Consider the following 16,556-nt stretch of genomic DNA (forward strand, 5'->3'; position numbering starts at 1 on the left):
GGGGAACACCGCGTCGGTCGGATCGCGAGAGAAGGTGCCACGAAAAGCACGGGCCGCTCGACGTCCGGCGGTGGGTGATCGGCTGTCGGCTGCGGGCGGCCCTGCGGGTACCGGAACCACCGGCCGTCACGGGTCTTGCGGCCCGGTGGCACAATCGGCGCCGAGTCCGAAACGGGGGTGAGGACGGCGTGTCGGCCATGGGACGATGGGACTTCTTTCTTTCGTATGCGGCCGAAGATCGTCTGTGGGCCGAGTGGCTCGCCTGGCAACTGGAGTCCGCGCATTACCGGGTGCTCATCCGGGCCTGGGACTTCGTGCCGGGATCGAACTGGAGCCTGCATATCCAGCAGGGCGTCGTCGGCGCGGAACGCACCATCGTCGTGCTGTCTGCGGCGTATCTGCGCTCCCTGGACGACACCCCGGAGTGGCAGGCGGCGTTCGCCGCCGACCCATCCGGAGCCGGGCGGCGGCTCCTGCCTGTCCGGGTCGAGGACTGCGAGCTGCCCGGGTTACTGAAGCAGCTCGCCCCCATCGACCTGTTCGACCAGCCCGCCGATTCCGCCCGTGACACGCTGATCGCCCTGGTCCGGCACGCGATCGACGGACGCGCGAAGCCGAACATCGAACCAGCCTTCCCAGCCCAGGCGCAAACCCGGCTGGCCGAACCCGCCTTTCCCTCGGCCCCAACCGGCTGTGGCTCGCGGGCCGGAAGTCCGGCCACACCGCCGACCGGCGAAGCGGCGTCCGCATGGCGACGAAGAACGAACCAGGCCGCCGGCACTCCTCGCCCCCCAGTCGCCGCACCCGGTGGTCCGCCCCGGACCACGCAGCCACGGCCCGCGACGATGCTGGCGATCCGGCCGGGCAGCGGCAATGACTCAGCGCCTTCCCCTCCGAACGCGGCCCCAGTCTCTCCGCTCTCCGACCCTGCCGCCCGGGGCCCAGAGGAGGCCGCCCGCAATCCGGGGCAGGCTGCCCGAGACGCACCGCGCGCGAACCCGCCGCAGAAGTCAGGTCGGCCGGCGGCGGCGCCCCGGCGCCGGCGCGGTGGATCCTGGGCGACGCTGCCCGCGGACCGGGTCATCCGACTGGCCGACACGGTCGAACCGGCGGTCCGCGCCGCGCTGGACCCGTTGCCCGCCGACGCGCCCGCCGTCCTCGGCTACCGCCCGGACGCACAGCCCTCGCTCGCCGCCTGCCAACGGGCGTTGCTCGCCGATCTGGAGTCGGTCGCGGTGGCGCTGTTCCCCGACTGGCTGCCAGGCGCCGAGGTCATCGAGTCGGCGGGCGGGGTGGGCGTGGCCGCGGCGCGGGCCCTCGCCAGCCGGAGCGCCGCCGCGCTGGACGTCTTCGGGCCGTACCTGGCGGATCTGGCCGAGCGGTCCCTGCGCGGGGCGCCGACGGGCACGCGGTTCACCGTCGAGGTACGGGCCGCGGGCGTCGCGAAGGCCATCGCCGCCGGGTTCGGCCGTGAGCGGCTGGTACTGCTCGTCGATCCGGGGGCATCCGGGGGTCGGCTCCGCGACCGACGGACCGCCCTTGACGCACTGGCCTGGTTCGCCTATACGGCACGCGTCGGCGTGTGGTTGACCGGGCTCCCCGACGGCCCGGACGCCGACCGGGCCAGGACCGTGTCCTGCCCCGCGAGCGGGCGCCCGGCCCCGGCCGACGGGGCGTCCGAGCCGGCGGCGTCCCCGCTGCCGGGCGAGGTCGCCACACCGACCCCCGCGACCCTTAGCACGGCCGCGATCAACCAGATGGAGCCGACGGCAGCGACGCGCGAGGGGCGCATCCGGGCGCGGAGCGCCGGGGCGGAGCCGGCCCGGCCGCAGTCCACCTGGAGGGCGCCGGCCGCCCCACCGTCGTCGACGACGATGGCACCGACGACGACGACACCGACGACGGCGACGGCGACGGCGACGGATGAGCCGGGTATGCCGGCGGGCGGCGATGACCGACCGAACCGAGTGGTGCTGCCCGCGGTCGTCGGCCGGCCGCATCCGGCGAGCCGGGCGGAGAAGCGGCTCGAAGGCGCGTTGCGCGCCAAGGAGTGGGCGCACGGGCGGGCCTGGAACCAGCCCTACCGCTCCGGCCCCCTGACCGGGCTGCACTACCTCGACCTCATCTGGTCCGCCGAGCGGGTGGTCATCGAGGTCGACGGCCCGGAACACCGCGGGGTTGCGCACTACGAATCGGACCGGCGGCGGGACGCCGAACTCGTCCTCGACGGCTTCGCCGTCCTGCGGTTCACCAACGACCAGGTGCTCGACGACGTGGACGCCGTCGCGAGCCAGATCGAACGATGCGTCGAGGCGCGCCGAAAGACTCCGAAAGAGGCATAGGACCATGACCCCCGCCAGCTCCCCGACCCCCACGAGCGACCCGGCCCGCCCGACCACGGCGCGCCGCACGGGATCAGCCAGCCGCGACCGCTCAGCTCTGTCTGCCCGGGAGGCGGCGATCCTGCTGGCCCTGCTCGCCCAGGACCGGCCGATCTCCAACGAGGAGCTGCGCGAGCGGTTCCGCTTCACCCTGGTCGGCGCCGAGCGCCGCCGGCTCAACGAGCTGCGCCTCGTCGAGAGCGGCAAGGTGCCCGGACACGGCAACTTCCTGTTCCATCAGGTCACCGACGCCGGCTGGGCACGGGGCTGCCAGGAGTTGGCGCCGCGTCCGATCGAGACGGGCACCCTGCCCGCCGGGGTCTTCTTCGCCGTCGCCGAGGGCCTGCACCGGTTCCTGGAACGGGAGCAGATCGCCATCGGCGAGTTGTTCCGCGCCGATCCGCCCGGCCCGGCCGATTCCCCGCCGGCGAGTGCCACGCCCCCGGCGCTGCCCGATCCGAGCACGGAACCGGCGGCGGGCACCGCGACGGCTCCATCGACTGCGGCGACGGCAACCGTGGACGCCGAGCCCGCGGACGAAGCCAGGCCAGCGGACAGCGGTCGGCCCGCGGACGACATGGTCGACGAGGACGGTGGCGTGGCCATCGAGGCGGCTATCCGGGCGGCGTACGCCAGTCTCGCCGCCGGGCCGTACGACTGGGTGCGGCTGGCGAAGGTCCGCCCGCTTCTCGGCGGCACGGCCAAGGCGCAGGTCGACCGGGCGTTGCGGCGGATGGCGCGCCAGCCGGACGTGCGGGTCGTGCCGGACGAGGACCAGAAGTCGCTGAATGCCGCGGACCGCGCGGCGGCGGTCCGCATCGGCGAGCACGACAACCACCTGCTGCTGATCGGGCCGGCATGATCACCGAACTGGACGCCCTGGCCGCTGTCAGGCTGGACTGGGTGCACGCGCTGGAGGACGTCTGGCGCAGCTCCCCGGTCCATGTCGACGGCCTGCACACGCAGCCGCGGCGACGCATCCTCGCCGCGCTGATGGAGGCCGACACGCGCAAGCCGCTCGGCGTCGTCGTGCAGGGCCAGGCCGGCGCGGGCAAGACGCACCTGCTTGGCTGGGTCCGTCAGCAGGTCCAGGAACTCGGCGGGTACTTCTTCCTGGTCGGGCACGCGAGCAGCGAGGCGTTCCATGCCAGCGTCGTCGGGTCGATGCTGTCCGACCTGTTCCGGCCCGTCGACGGGGAGACCCAGCTTCGACGGTTCCTGCGGTCGCTGTGCGAGCTGCTGCGCGTACCCGCGGAGCTGACCGCCTCCGTCGTGGGCGAGACGGCGTTGGAGCCGGGGCACCTGAAGGACCTCATCGTCGCGCTGGGCGACCACGACCGGGCGCTGGCCCGGGAATGTCAGCACACCCTGCGGGCCCTGACGCTGTACAACTCCGACGACTACGACGAGCTGACCGTTGGCGAGACCTATCTGCGATCGATGGACGAACAGGAGCCCGGCGAGCGGGCCCGCCGCGGCATCCGGCCCGCCACCCGCCGCCCGGCCGACATCGTGCACGAGCTGTCCCGGCTGCTGGCCCTGACCGGGCCAAGCGTGATTGCGGTGGACCAGGTCGACACGGTTGTGGCCGAGGCAGCGGTCCGTGACGACGATCCGGACGGGCGGCGCGGCGGGTCGGTGGCGTTCAACGTGCTCGCCGATGGGCTGCTCATGCTGCACGAGCGGACCGAGCGGACGCTGTGCCTGCTGGCCTGCCTGCCGGCGAGCTGGATCCTGTTCCGGGAGAACGCGGTGACGTCCGTGCGCGACCGCTTCCACGAGATCATGCCGCTCAATCGGCTTGAGGATCCCGCGATCACCGTCCGGATCATCGAGCGGCGGTTCCGGGAGGACTTCGACCGGATCGGCTTCACCCCGCCGTACCCGACCTGGCCGGTGAAGCGCGCGGCGTTCGACCGCGCTCCCCATTACACCCCGCGCGAGCTGCTACAACGCATCGACCGGCATCTGGAGACCTGCCTGTCCGCCGGCGTCGTCCGCGAGCTGGACGACTTCTCCGCGCAACCCGACGCGCACGCTGCCGCCCGGGCCGCCGAACCAGCCACGCCCGATGCGTCCGCAACCGCGGCCGGATCCGCCGGGACCGTCGGATCCGGTATGGCTGGGATCGCGGGGGAAGTGGCCGGCCAGGCCGAAGCCCAGCCGGCGGCGGCGTCCCAGGAGGGTGCGAGGCGGGTCGGTTCGACACCCGCGGCGGACGGGAACTCGACCGGGCCGGCCTCGACCGCGGGGACGCCGCCGCACCCGGCCGAACCGTCCCTGGCGGCGCTGGACGCGGTGTTCGCCGAACTGGTCGCAACCGTGCCGAGCGTGACGCCGGCCAATGAGGACATCGTCATGCCGGAGCTACTGAACGCGGGACTCACCGCCTGGATCACCGAGAACGGCGGGACGCGCCGCGGCTTCGGCCTCGAACCGAGCCCGAGCGCCCGGCCGCCGCTGCACGCCCGGCTGTCCCACATCCTCAACGCCGAGACCGGCGAGCAGGCTCAGTGGTCGTTCCGGGCGATCACTTCCGGCCACGGCCGGGCGATCCTGCCCCGCATCACCAGCGCCTGCGTCATGTCCGGGATCGCCGCCGGCAACCCGCGCCGGCGGCTGTTCCTGCTGCGCAACACCGACTGGGGCCACGGCACGAAGACGCACGAGGCACTCGCCGCCTTCACCGAGGCGGGCGGCGTCGTGCACCGCCTCGACCGCGACGACCTGGCAACCTTCGCGGCGCTGCGGACCCTGTTCGACCGCCAGCATCCCCACCTGCGCGAATGGCTGACCGCGCGCCGCCCCGCCAGCGCAACGTCCCTGCTGCGCACGGCCTTGGGGGACGCCGCCGTCGAACCCCCCGGCGGCGCCGCGGAACCCGAGGCCGGCGCCGCGCGGACAGTGGACGACAGGGCGGGTGCGGCCGGCGGCTGTCCGACACCGGCGAACGGCTCCCCCGACCGGGTCGCCGGCATCCCCGCCCCCACCAAGCGGACGAGCGCGCCGGGCACGCCGTCCGCGTTCGTACTCGGCACCTCGCTGGCTTCGGCGGAACCGGCCCGGCTCGATCTGGCCGTCCTGCGCCGGCACGTGGCGATCTTCGCCGGGTCGGGGTCGGGCAAGACCGTCCTGATCCGGCGGCTGATCGAGGAGGCGGCGCTGCGGGGCGTGTCCTCGATCGTGCTGGACCCGAACAACGACCTGGCCCGGCTGGGCGAGGCGTGGCCGAGTCCGCCGGCCGGCTGGCAGGGCGAGGACAAGAGCCTCGCCGACGACTACCTCGCCGGCACCGACGTGGTGATCTGGACGCCACGGCGCGACGGCGGCCGGCCGGTGAGCTTCCAGCCGCTGCCCGACTTCGCCGGTCTGCGCGACGACCCGGACGAGTTCGCCGCGGCGATCGACGCGGCCGTGGCCACTCTCGCGGCGCGGGCGGGCGTGACCGGCGCGACGTCCCGGGCCAGCATCGGCCGGGCGATCCTCACCGCCGCGCTGCGCCATTTCGCCCGAGGGAACCGGTCCGGTCTGACCGCGTTCGTCGAGCTGCTCGCGGACCTGCCCGACGGGGTGACCGACCTCGACCCGGCGGACAAGCTCGCGAAGGGCCTGGCCCAGACACTGCGCGCGGCGATGGTGAATGATCCGCTGTTCGGCGGGCAGGGCGCGCCGGTCGATCCCGGGGCGCTGCTGCGCCCGGCCCCGGGACGCCGCGCCCGCGTCTCCGTGATCAGCCTGATCGGGCTGCCCCAGGACGAGCAGCGGCAGAGCTTCGTCAACCAGCTCCAGCTCGCCCTGTTCGCCTGGGTGAAACGCAACCCCGCGGGCGAGCGTCCCCTCGGCGGGCTGTTCGTCATGGACGAGGCGCAGACGTTCGCCCCGTCCGGGCCGACCACCGCCTGCACCGCCAGCACGCTGGCGCTGGCCGCCCAGGCGCGCAAGTACGGCCTCGGGCTGGTGTTCGCGACCCAGGCGCCGAAGAACCTGCACAACGGCATCCCCGGCAACGCCACCACGCAGTTGTTCGGCCGGCTCAACAGCCCGACCCAGATCGACGCGGCCCGGCTGATGGCGCGCGCCAGCGGCGGCGACGCGGCGGACATCGGCCGGCTCGGCGTCGGCGAGTTCTACGCCACCAGCGAGGCGCTGACCTTCGAGAAGATCCGCACCCCGCTGTGCCTGACCCACCATCCCGCCTCCCCCCTGACCGACGAGGAGGTCATCGCCCGCGCCAGGGAGGACTAATGACCCCGAGACGCGCACCGACGACGGTTCCAATGCGCCCGTCTCGCGCACCCGCGAGAAGCGAAAGCTGATCTGCGGCTGAGCGGCGCCGAGGAGCGACTTATCCACGAGCTCGGCGGCCCGAATCCCCCACGAACGCCGTTCCTCCGGGTATACGGACGACTTGTCGCTGCGCTGGAGACCGTGCGGGAGGCCAGTTATGATCTCGTGCTGTTCGACTGCGCGCCGAACTTCGGAGTTCTGACCCGGACGGCGATCGTCGCCAGCAACTGCCTACTGGTACCGAGCCGTCGGATCGGCTTTCCACTCAGGCGATCGACCACCTCGGGGAACGGCTCGATCATTTCGTCGGCGAGTACGACGACAGAGCGGGCCCGGCAGCGACACGGAAGGGAATTCCTGCTCGGCTGATCCCTCGGATCCTTGGAGTCGTCTTCACGATGGTGCGGTCATACCAGCGCGACGAGGTCGCCCCCTCTCAACGCAACGCGATCGACCAGGTCCAGCGCAAGCTTCCGGTGCTGAACTCCATCATCTTCGACACCGTCCGGTATGGCGGCACGACAGCGACCGCGCCTATCGTGCTTGCGGATCCGCAATCCCGCCAGCAGCGGGACATTCCCGGCCAGTGGCAGGCTCTAGCAGCCGAGTTCACCGCGAGACTGGAGGCGCTGCACGATGAATGACACGAGGCCGGCGGCGCTCGCGGCCGCGCTTCGACGGCTCGCCGACCTGGTTGAGAGTCTGGACCTCGCGAGCCTAAACGATCTCCTCTCCGGCCGGCGATCTCTGATCCTCGGCGCACGAGAGCAGTCGGCGAACGCCCGCCAGGCTGGACGCTCCCCTGTTCCAGCCACCTCCACCAAACCGGCCTTCGGCGACGATCTTGGGCATATCGTCTCGCCGCAGGAGGCCACTGCCGCGCACGCCGCCCTGACGGCGATGTCTAGCCGAGAGGAGGCGGCGGCGATACCTCGACACCTTCATTCCCCGGTTGACGGCACTTGCCGACGCGCTGCACGTCCCGCACCGTGCGCGGGAACGACGAGCCGATCTCATTGACAAGATAGCGGACGCGACCGTCGGCGTTCGCCTGGACACCCGGGCCATGCGAAGAACCCCGCCGAGACCCGCCCCGTGACCAAGGCATAAAGTTTTCCGGTGTGGGGGACTCCGCGGTAACACCAGGATTGGCGGCAAGCAAGTTCGGCCTGTTCGACGGGTTCGAGGCGTACCGCACGCCGTCGGTCGAGGACTACCGGCGGGTGCTGACGAGTGGCATGGTCGTGCCGGACACGAACGTCCTGCTCAACCTGTATCGCTATCACCCGGACGCGCGCGACAACCTGTTGGATGTGCTCACCGGGCTCGGCGAACGGGTGTGGGCACCGCATCAGGTGGTCGCGGAGTTCTGGACCCAGCGCACCAACGTGCTGCGCGACCCGCGGGGCACGACGGCGGCCCAGAGCGAGCTGCTGAAGCTGCGCGACCAGGCTGACAAGGTGATACGCACCTGGGTTAACCGGCTCTCCCTCGACCTGGTGGAGGCGACCGGCCTACACAGGGCCCTCGCTGCCGGGTTCGACCATGTGTCGGAGCGGATCGCGGCCACCCATGACCGCGAGATGGCACGATATTCCACCGACTCGAACCTCGACCCCGTCGTGAAGCGACTGGCGACCATTCTCGAGCGGCGGGTCGGTCCCGCTCTGCCGCCCGACGAGCACCGCGAGGCGGTCGACGAGGGTCTGCGCAGGGTCGAGCAGCAGCGCCCGCCCGGTTACAAGGACGGCACGAAGAAGGGTGCCGCTCCGGCTGGCGACTACGTGCTCTGGAAGCAGATCCAGGTGGAGGCCGGCGCGCGACACTGCGCCGTCCTCTTCGTCACCGGAGACGTCAAGGAGGACTGGTGGCGTCTCGACCAGGGCCTCCCCGTGGGCCCGCGGCCCGAACTCGTCCGGGAGCTGCTCGACACCGCCGGCTGCGCCCTGTACATGGTCCGGCCCGACACGCTGCTCCGGCTGGCCGGGGAGATGCTCAGCGTCGAGGTGCCCGCCGCCGCGCTGGCCGACGTCGGTCGCGTCCAGCAACTGCAGCAGGAGCGGAACGATCGGGACGACGAGCCCGAGGACCAGGAGACCGGCTGGACCGCGGTGGCGCTCGACGCGGTCCTCGGCCGGCTGCGCCAGGAGGCGGCGGTGCAGGCGCGGGCGATCGAGCGGGCCGCCGAGTCCGACGGTTTCATCAGCCGCGAGGAGGTGTACCGGATCGGCTACGGGGCGGACCGCAGCCTGCGCGGGTTCACCCGTCCCGTGCGCCGCATCGTCGCCTACTTCCAGGGCCGCGGGCGCATCCCGCTCGACGCCGAGCCGCTGCTGGACGCCGTCTACGACGACCAGTCCGGCCAGGCCATCGGCTTCCAGCTCCCCGTCTCCGTCACCGCGCTGCTCGGCTCCCCCGCCGACCCGGCGGTCGACGAGGACTGAATCCACCGGCCCTGGAGTTCCGATGACCTACACGAGTCCCGTGGACGTGCTTCTGCTCCTGGTCCGCGACGACCAGGTGCTGCTTGCCCTGCGTGCGGGAACCGGATTCGCCGACGGTTGGTGGAACCTGCCCAGCGGGAAGCTCGAACACAACGAGGACGCCGCCAGCGCGCTCGTGCGCGAGGCCCGCGAGGAGACCGGCCTCGTCCTCGATCGGTCCAGGCTCTGCCTCACCGCCACGATCCACTCCCGCAATGACCGCGGCAGCGCGCGCCTCGGCCTGGTCTTCCGGCCGGCGAGTTGGACGGGCGAGCCGGTCAACGCCGAGCCGGAGAAGTGCGCCGGAATCGCCTGGTTCCCCCTCGACGCGATCCCCGCGCGGACCTACAGAACCTCCCGCACCGGCATCGAGCTGTTCCGCCGCGGCGAGAACTTCGCCGCCAAGGGATGGTGATGTGCCCGCCCACCCGACCAAGTAGCGGCCGCGTTCATTCGGTGGCATGAGTTCGGGCGCCGTTCATCTCACCGGCCTTCCGCCGGTCACCCCTGCCCGAGAAGGGTGACAGTGTGACATCGATCCGTCGCACCGTTCTGGCCGCCGCCGCGGCCGCGGCACTCGCGTGTTCCGCCGCCGCGACCGCAAGCGCATCGACGACGACAGCCGCGTCGACGACGGCGAGCACGCTGACGACGGCCCCCGGGAGTCGTGCGGCGGCCGGTGCCTCGGCGGCGCCGGGCGGGCCGCGGGAGCGGGTCTGCCCGCCCGGCGCGGTCGCCGTCGGGTTCAGCGACGCGCTGGACAAGGCGTCGATCGGCGGCGTGACGGTCGGCGGGTTGTCGGGGCTCGCGGCGGACTGGCGCAGCGGCGGGTACGTGGCGGTCCAGGACCACAGCGGGACGGATCCGGCGCGGCTGTTCTTCTTCCGCGACCCGCGCCACCCCACGCCGACGGGCACGCTGACCCTGCGCCGACCGGACGGCATCCCGTACGACGCGGCGGGCTTCGACGGGGAGGGTGTCGCCGTCCTGCCGGACGGGCGGTTCCTGGTCAGCTCGGAGACGGAGCCGTCCGTGCGGGTGTTCGGCCGGGACGGTCGGCAGGCCGGGCAGCTCGCGGTGCCGGCCCGGTTCGCGGTCGCGCCCGCCGGCGAGGCGACGGCGAACGCCACCCTGGAGGGCCTGTCGATCTCGCCGTCGGGGCGGTTCGTCTACGCCGCGATGGAGGGCACGCTCGCCGGGGACGCCCCGGCCACAGAGGCCGCCGCCACAGACGCCGCCGGTCCCGGACAGCCGGGGAGCGGACAGCCCGGGAGCGGACAGCCCGGGGCCGGACAGCCCGGGAGCGGGCAGGCCCCGTTCCGGCGGATCCTCGTCTACGCCGCCGACCCCGGCGCGGCCGACGGCTTCCGGCTGATCCGCCAGCTCGGCTACCGGGTCGACCCGGGCAACCGGATCGCCGAGGCGACGGCCTACGGTGACGGGCGGCTGGTCGTGCTGGAGGCGGCGTTCACGCCGAACGTCGGCAACACCGCGACCCTCTACGCCGTCACCGGCGCCGACCGGGCCCCGGACGTCGGCGGCATCGCCGACCTCGCCACCGCGCCGGCCGCCGACATCATCGTCAAGCAGCCGGTCGCGGACCTCGTCCGCTGCCCGACCCTCGGCGCGCCCAGCCGGGAGCCGCAGCTCAACCCGCTGCTCGACAACTACGAGGGGCTCGCCGTCGCCGCGCCGCCGGCCGGTCGCGGCCCGGCGACGCTCACCCTGATCAGCGACGACAACCTCGCCGCCACCCAGATCACCCGCGTACTCACCCTCGCCGCGCCCCTGCCCTGACCACCGCCCGCGCCGACCCCTCGGCGAGGCGATCCGGGCGGTGACTCCCCTGCCCCGCGGGGCGGTGCCGGACATCGTCCGAACGCAGGGCGATGCACCCGTTCGGGGGCGCCGGGGCGGAGTGGTCACCCCCGGATGGGCGTGGCGGGGTCCACGATGCGGGCGCCCGAACGAGCGTCACCGGGCCGGCCGTCGAAGGTGCCTGGCGAGCAGCGTCACCACCGCCGCGCGCCGCGCGCCCACCAGCGTCGCCGCGGCCGGCCGGGCGCCGTCGCGTGCCGTCGGGCGTCGGGACGGCGACCCCGCCCGGGGGAGCACCCCCGGGCACACAGACTGCCTTCGTCAACCGGTGCCGGTCCCTAGGTCCCCTTACAAAACTCCAACAGTCCCGGCGGGTTCGCCGGGACCGCCCAGGCAGAGTCGTCTCGACGATCCGTCGGTGACCGACCTGAAGGAGCCAGCGTGCCCATCTGGCACATCCGTCCCTACGAGACCGTCGACTACGCGGCCACCGTGCGGCTGCTCGAGGAGGTGCGCAGCACCCCGGGCGGACCGCCGATCAACCTGACCGACACCGTGCTGGCGCTGCGGCACGAGCCGCCCGACACCGAGTCCCCCGTCGTGGTCGCCGTCGCGGGCGAGCACATCGTGGGGGCCGCGATCGGGCGCAAGGAGGGTGGCGCGGGCCGGGTCCTCACGGTCGCGATCGCGCCGGCCTGGCGTCACCACGGCATCGGCTCCGGCCTGCTGCAGAGCGTGGAGAACCTGCTCCTCCACGCCGGCTGCCGGCGGATCACCACCCTGATCACCCCCGGCCAGTCCGGGGAGGAGGCGTTCCTCAACCGCGGCTTCAGCGCCACCGGGCAGGTGCTCTACGACAAGCAGATCCCGCTGCGCCCGGCGGACGTGTCGACCGTCGAACGCTGGGGTGGGGCGCTGCTGAGCACGTCCGAGTGGTCGAACCTCGCGGGCATGGAGGACGAGCGCAAGCTCATCGAGCAGCGGCTGCTGCTGCCGGTGCGCGAGCGAGAGCTGGCCGAGGCCTACGGCGTGGTCATCCCCACGGCGATGCTGTTGTTCGGGCCGCCGGGAACCGGTAAGACGTCGTTCGCCCGCGCGATCGCCGCCCGGCTGGAGTGGCCGTTCGTGGAGCTGCTGCCGTCGCGGCTGGCCTCGGGGGCGGCCGGGCTCGCCGCCGAGCTGCGTTCGGCGATCGACGACCTGATGGGCGTCGAACGCGTCGTCGTGTTCATCGACGAGGTCGACGAGATCGCCCAGTCCCGCGAGACCCGGCCGGAGAACCAGTCGGTCGTCAACGAGCTGCTCAAGGCGATCCCGCTGTTCCGCGGGGTGCAGGGACGGCTGCTGATCTGCGCGACGAACGCGGTGTCGGCGCTGGACCCGGCGTTCGTCCGGCCCGGCCGGTTCGACCTGGTACTCCCCGTCGGGCCGCCGGACGCCAGCGGACGCCGCGTGCTGCTGGCGGGCCTGCTGGAGCGGGTCGCCAACAAGGAGGACATCGACCTGGACGCGGTGGTGGCCGCGACCGACCTGTTCACCCCCGCGGACCTCTCGGCGGTCGTGCAGCGCTCGGCCGCGGCGGCCTTCCACCGGGCCGCGGACGGCACCTGGCTGCATGGCAAGCCCGGCTCGGACGCGGCCGGTCCCGACGGCGGCGAGAACCCCGCGGCGACGCCGCTGACCACCGCCGACCTGCTCGACGCGGCCCGACAGGCCCGTCCGACGATCAGCCTGACCGAGCTCGACCGCTTCCGCCGGGACGCGGAGGCCTTCACCCGCATCTGAGGTCCTTTGCCGGTGCCGGGTGCGGCGGGACCTTCGGTCCGTCCGCACCCGACGTTCGGCTGCTCCGCCCGGAAAGCGGCCGATCCGGCGGAGAATGACGACTGGAACAGATGCTTCTGGTTTCTCCGCGGCCTCGAGATGGGTTTCTTCGCCATGACTGTCGGAAATCGCGCGCTCTACATCGTCGTCTGCGGCGGCGGGTATCCCGCCGACGACCTCCCCGTCTTCGTCAAGCAGGCGCAGTCGACCGGATGGGACATCCGGGTCGTCGCCACCCCGTCGTCGCTGAAGTTCATCGACACCGGCCTGCTCGCCAACCTCACCGGTCACGGGGTGCGCAGCGAGTACACGCTGGTCGAGGACGACAACGAGGAGCGCCCGGTACCCGACGCCATCGTGGTGGCGCCGGCCACCTTCAACACGGTGAACAAGTTCGCCGGCGGGATCTCCGACACCCTCGCACTCAGCCTGCTCAACGAGACGATCTGCTCGGGGATCCCCATCATCATCGGGCTGCCGCCGAACCCGACCCACGCGAAGCATCCCGCGTTCCTCGCGAACATCGCGACCCTGCGTTCCTGGGGCGTACAGGTGATCTTCGAATACGAGGACGTCGTGCTGGAGAACGTCCCCGACATCGAGGCGTGGAAGGCGTTGTTCCCCTGGCAGAAGCTCCTCGACGCGCTCGAGGCCGCGAAGACCTCCTGAAAGACTGCCGCGCTACCCGGCCATCAGGCTCCCGGGCCACCAGGTCATCGGACCACCAGGTGATCGGGTGACCGTGTGCGACATCCCCCGCGCGGTCACCCGAGTGCCGGCGCCTGTCCGGCGGTCGGCGCCGGTGCGGCCGTCCGGGTCCGCAGACCGGTTCGGACGGCCGCGCCGGCCAGGAGCAGCAGTCCGACGGCGGCCCAGACGACGAGGCAGCCGACACCGGCGGCGATGCCCCGGCCATCGAAGTACTGGCCGCCGCGCAGCACCGACAGGCCGCCGCCGTGGGGAGAGTACGGGGTCAGCGCGGCCACGGTCCCCAGGACGCGCCCCAGCACCGTGGCGCCAAGCGCGCTGCCGATCGCCAGGAAGACGATCGCGTAGAACTCGATCGTTCCGTTGGGATTCGTGGACGCGGTCGGGGCCAGGTCCGTGACGGTCAGCTTCGTCCCGCTCGCGGCGGCGAAGCGCTGGCCGACCTGGACCAGGGCGTCTCGACGGAGCGCGCCGCCCCGCTCGCGACCACGAGGGATCATTTTTCGGGTCGAGCCGTCACGGGTCGGCCCAGCCCGCCACGATCCGGTCACGCGTGCAGCGGCAGATCCACGGTCACGGCGGTCGGGCCGCCGGACGGGCTGGTGACGGCGAGCCAGCCGTCCACAGTGCGGACCCGCTCCACCAGGCCGGCGAGCCCCCCGTCGCCGCCGGGGTCGACGCGCGCCCCGCCGGCACCGTCGTCGCCGACGACGACGCGCACCCGCCTGGCGCGCCCGACGATGCTGACGTGCGCCTCGCCGGCATGGCTGTGCTGGGCCGCGTTGGCCAGCAGCTCGGCGACGCAGCAGTAGGCGATCGTCTCGATCGCCGCCGACGGCCGGTCCGGCAGGTCGACGTTCACCCGCACCGGCAGCGCGCTGCTCGCGGTGAGGCTCACCAGCGCCGCGCCGAGGCCCCGGTCGAGGATCGGCGGGTGGATCCCGCGGGCGATGTTCCGCAGTTCGACGAGGACCTCCTTGACGTCGCGGTGGGCGGCGTCGACGAGCGTGCGGGTGGTCTCCAGGTCGACGGCGTCGCCGTCGGCGGCGAGGTGTTCGCGGGCGATGCCGAGGTTCATCGCCATCGCCACCAGCCGGACCTGCGCCCCGTCGTGCAGATCGCGTTCGATGCGGCGCAGCGCCGCGGCCGAGTCGTCCACGGCGGCGGCGCGGGTGCGTTCCAGGTCACGCACCCGCTGCGCGGTGAGCGATCGCCGGGTCGGGCCGAGCAGGCCGCGGCTCAGCAGCACGTCCAGTTGCACCAGCCCGCGCACCGTCCAGCGGGCGACGGGCAGCATCAGCAGCCCCGTCACGGTCACCCCGACGATGAGGGGGGCGGTGTCGAGGAAGTAGTCGGTGCCGAACGAGGCACCGCGGTGCCCCTGCCCGTCGCCGTCGTGCTGCAACGGCAGGGACGGCCGCCAGACCGCGTAGGTGACCGCGCCCAGCGCGTAGCCCCAGAGCGTGATCGAGACGATCCCGCTGACCAGCGAGAGCGGAAACTTCAGCAGCAGGTAGGCGAGAGCCCGCCAGCCGACCGTGTCGCCCAGCCCCGCCCGGATCCAGCCGGACGCACCGGGACGGCGTGGCCGGAACGGGCGGGGCGCGGGAACGCGCGCGTGCAGCAGCCCGACGGCCAGCCGCCGGTTCACCTCGCCGAGCCGGCGGGCGCCGACGATCAGTGCCGCCAGCAGCGGCAGGCCGACGACGGTGGCGGCGAGGCCGGCGCCGACGGAGATCGCGACGACCGCGTAGACGAAGGAGAGGATGCCCAGCAGCAGCCCGACCAGGGTGTGGGCGAACTCCCGGTGCACCCGCCAGCGCGGCGGTCCAGGCTCCCGCGCGGGGACGCCGGGCGGTGGGATCGTCATGATCATCGGTGCCTTCGGAAGCAGTATGTCACGGCCCGGTCGCCCGGGACACGGTCACCGCGGGACGCCCGGTCCCCGTGGGGACGCCTCTCAGCCTGCCGCCGCGTCCTCGACGCTCCCAGCCGGTGTGCCCACCACTCGCCTTCGGGTTATCCCGACCCCGCCCCGTCCCACGCAGATCCATCCCGCCCCGCCCCGTGGCCCCGCCCCGTCCCGTTCAGACGGGCGAGGCCAGCCTTGCGGCGGGAAACTCCGCGGCGTGCGTGTCGAGCCACTGCGCGTAGGTCCGCGGCGGGCGGCCGAGCAGCGCCTCGACGGTGGGCAGCACGGGCGACTCGTCGAGCGAGCCGTCGAGGTAGAAGTCGGCCATCGCGGCGGCGTACTGCGCCGGCATCGTCCGGTCGAGCTCCGCGCGGGCCTCGTCGGGCCCGAGTGCCACCAGCCGCAGCGGACGACCCAGCCGCTCGGCGAGCAGCCGGAGCCGCTCGGCCGGCAGCAGCGACTGCGGCCCGCTGACGGTGTGGATCGCCCCCGCCTGCCCGCCCGGAGCGGTCAGCACCCGCGCGGCCACGGCGGCGATGTCGGCTGGATCGATCACCGCGGCCGGGGCGTCCGGAAACGGCTCGCGCACCTCGTCGCCGGCCTCGAGCTGGGGCAGCCAGCGCAGCGTGTTCGACATGAACGCGAAGGGGCGCACGACCGTCCACGGCACCCCCGCGGCGGCCACGGCCTCCTCGGAGCGCACCATGTAGTCGGTGACGGCGTTGCTCCGGTCGCCGCTGGCCGCGGAGCTGCCGGACAACAGCACGACGTGCTCCACCCCGGCGCGGCGCGCCTCGGCGAGCACCCCCGGCATGTCCCGGTAGCCCGGCAGCAGGAACATCCCCCGCACGCCGGCCAGCGGACCGGCCAGAGTCTCCGGTCGGTCCAGGTCTCCGCGCACCACCTCGAGCGGCGCGCGTGACGTGGATGACTCCTCGGACGGGGATGACGCAGGTGACGGGGATGAGGCGGACGGCGCGGGCCGGGCGGGCAGCTCGCCGCGACGGGTCAGCGCGCGGACCGGCTGGCCGGCCGCGGCGAGCGCGTCGACGAGTTCCCGCCCGATGTTGCCGGTTGCTCCGGTGACGAGGTACATGATCGTCCTTCCCGGCGAGAGTGCTCAATGATCAGCTTGACGGCGGT

13 protein-coding genes are annotated in these 16,556 nt (G+C 73.1%); 10 read left to right on the forward strand and 3 right to left on the reverse strand.

Going from position 1 to position 16,556, the window contains the following annotated elements; translation table 11 throughout:
- Nucleotides 1-197 precede the first annotated feature (197 nt).
- From FRAAL_RS23995 to FRAAL_RS24035, 10 genes are all read left to right on the forward strand, one after another.
- On the forward strand, nucleotides 198-2,342 hold the full coding sequence (locus FRAAL_RS23995) for a TIR domain-containing protein (RefSeq protein ID WP_011606591.1): 2,145 nt from the start codon (nucleotides 198-200) through the stop codon (nucleotides 2,340-2,342).
- A 4-nt stretch (nucleotides 2,343-2,346) separates the two neighbouring features.
- Complete coding sequence (locus tag FRAAL_RS24000; protein WP_011606592.1) at nucleotides 2,347-3,243, forward strand: hypothetical protein; 897 nt, start codon at nucleotides 2,347-2,349, stop codon at nucleotides 3,241-3,243.
- Nucleotides 3,240-6,626: a helicase HerA domain-containing protein gene (locus FRAAL_RS24005; RefSeq protein ID WP_011606593.1), complete on the forward strand. Its 3,387-nt coding sequence runs from the start codon at nucleotides 3,240-3,242 to the stop codon at nucleotides 6,624-6,626. The genes FRAAL_RS24000 and FRAAL_RS24005 overlap by 4 nt, the downstream gene beginning before the upstream one ends.
- A 102-nt stretch (nucleotides 6,627-6,728) precedes the next feature.
- Nucleotides 6,729-7,037 carry a ParA family protein gene (locus FRAAL_RS36205; protein WP_372667087.1) on the forward strand — a complete coding sequence of 103 codons (309 nt, stop codon included), beginning with the start codon at nucleotides 6,729-6,731 and terminating at the stop codon, nucleotides 7,035-7,037.
- 29 nt (nucleotides 7,038-7,066) lie between these two features.
- Entirely contained in the window at nucleotides 7,067-7,312 is a 246-nt protein-coding gene (locus FRAAL_RS24010; RefSeq protein ID WP_011606595.1) for a hypothetical protein, read from the forward strand.
- A 504-nt stretch (nucleotides 7,313-7,816) separates the two neighbouring features.
- Nucleotides 7,817-9,112 (forward strand): PIN-like domain-containing protein, encoded by a 1,296-nt coding sequence (locus tag FRAAL_RS24015; protein WP_231861309.1) that lies wholly within the window; start codon nucleotides 7,817-7,819, stop codon nucleotides 9,110-9,112.
- Between the two features lie 22 nt (nucleotides 9,113-9,134).
- On the forward strand, nucleotides 9,135-9,566 hold the full coding sequence (locus FRAAL_RS24020; protein WP_011606598.1) for an NUDIX hydrolase: 432 nt from the start codon (nucleotides 9,135-9,137) through the stop codon (nucleotides 9,564-9,566).
- 113 nt (nucleotides 9,567-9,679) lie between these two features.
- Nucleotides 9,680-10,948, forward strand: coding sequence for an esterase-like activity of phytase family protein (locus FRAAL_RS24025; RefSeq protein ID WP_011606599.1), 1,269 nt, complete (start codon nucleotides 9,680-9,682; stop codon nucleotides 10,946-10,948).
- Nucleotides 10,949-11,410: 462 nt separating this feature from the next.
- On the forward strand, nucleotides 11,411-12,754 hold the full coding sequence (locus FRAAL_RS24030) for an ATP-binding protein (protein ID WP_011606600.1): 1,344 nt from the start codon (nucleotides 11,411-11,413) through the stop codon (nucleotides 12,752-12,754).
- Between the two features lie 153 nt (nucleotides 12,755-12,907).
- On the forward strand, nucleotides 12,908-13,462 hold the full coding sequence (locus tag FRAAL_RS24035; protein WP_011606601.1) for a flavoprotein: 555 nt from the start codon (nucleotides 12,908-12,910) through the stop codon (nucleotides 13,460-13,462).
- Between the two features lie 95 nt (nucleotides 13,463-13,557).
- Here FRAAL_RS24035 and FRAAL_RS24040 read toward each other — a convergent pair whose 3' ends face one another.
- The 3 genes from FRAAL_RS24040 to FRAAL_RS24050 all read right to left on the reverse strand — a co-directional run bounded on the left by FRAAL_RS24040 (nucleotide 13,558) and on the right by FRAAL_RS24050 (nucleotide 16,509).
- Nucleotides 13,558-14,001: a hypothetical protein gene (locus FRAAL_RS24040; protein WP_011606602.1), complete on the reverse strand. Its 444-nt coding sequence runs from the start codon at nucleotides 13,999-14,001 to the stop codon at nucleotides 13,558-13,560.
- 47 nt (nucleotides 14,002-14,048) lie between these two features.
- Entirely contained in the window at nucleotides 14,049-15,371 is a 1,323-nt protein-coding gene (locus FRAAL_RS24045; RefSeq protein WP_231861313.1) for a sensor histidine kinase, read from the reverse strand.
- A 217-nt stretch (nucleotides 15,372-15,588) separates the two neighbouring features.
- The gene (locus FRAAL_RS24050) at nucleotides 15,589-16,509 is read right to left on the reverse strand and encodes an NmrA family NAD(P)-binding protein (RefSeq protein WP_011606604.1); all 921 of its coding nucleotides are present in this window, start codon (nucleotides 16,507-16,509) and stop codon (nucleotides 15,589-15,591) included.
- Nucleotides 16,510-16,556: the final 47 nt, after the last annotated feature.

Origin of the sequence: Frankia alni ACN14a, from assembly GCF_000058485.1 — a bacterium.
Taxonomy (GTDB): domain Bacteria; phylum Actinomycetota; class Actinomycetes; order Frankiales; family Frankiaceae; genus Frankia; species Frankia alni.

What these genes read in the sequence shown, in the direction of transcription:
- FRAAL_RS23995 (WP_011606591.1), top strand. Translation starts at nt 198, where the DNA reads ATGGGACGATGGGACTTCTTTCTTTCGTATGCGGCCGAAGATCGTCTG.
- FRAAL_RS24000 (WP_011606592.1), top strand. Translation starts at nt 2,347, where the DNA reads ATGACCCCCGCCAGCTCCCCGACCCCCACGAGCGACCCGGCCCGCCCG.
- FRAAL_RS24005 (WP_011606593.1), top strand. Translation starts at nt 3,240, where the DNA reads ATGATCACCGAACTGGACGCCCTGGCCGCTGTCAGGCTGGACTGGGTG.
- FRAAL_RS24010 (WP_011606595.1), top strand. Translation starts at nt 7,067, where the DNA reads ATGGTGCGGTCATACCAGCGCGACGAGGTCGCCCCCTCTCAACGCAAC.
- FRAAL_RS24020 (WP_011606598.1), top strand. Translation starts at nt 9,135, where the DNA reads ATGACCTACACGAGTCCCGTGGACGTGCTTCTGCTCCTGGTCCGCGAC.
- FRAAL_RS24035 (WP_011606601.1), top strand. Translation starts at nt 12,908, where the DNA reads ATGACTGTCGGAAATCGCGCGCTCTACATCGTCGTCTGCGGCGGCGGG.
- FRAAL_RS24040 (WP_011606602.1), bottom strand. Translation starts at nt 14,001, where the DNA reads ATGATCCCTCGTGGTCGCGAGCGGGGCGGCGCGCTCCGTCGAGACGCC.
- FRAAL_RS24045 (WP_231861313.1), bottom strand. Translation starts at nt 15,371, where the DNA reads ATGACGATCCCACCGCCCGGCGTCCCCGCGCGGGAGCCTGGACCGCCG.
- FRAAL_RS24050 (WP_011606604.1), bottom strand. Translation starts at nt 16,509, where the DNA reads ATGTACCTCGTCACCGGAGCAACCGGCAACATCGGGCGGGAACTCGTC.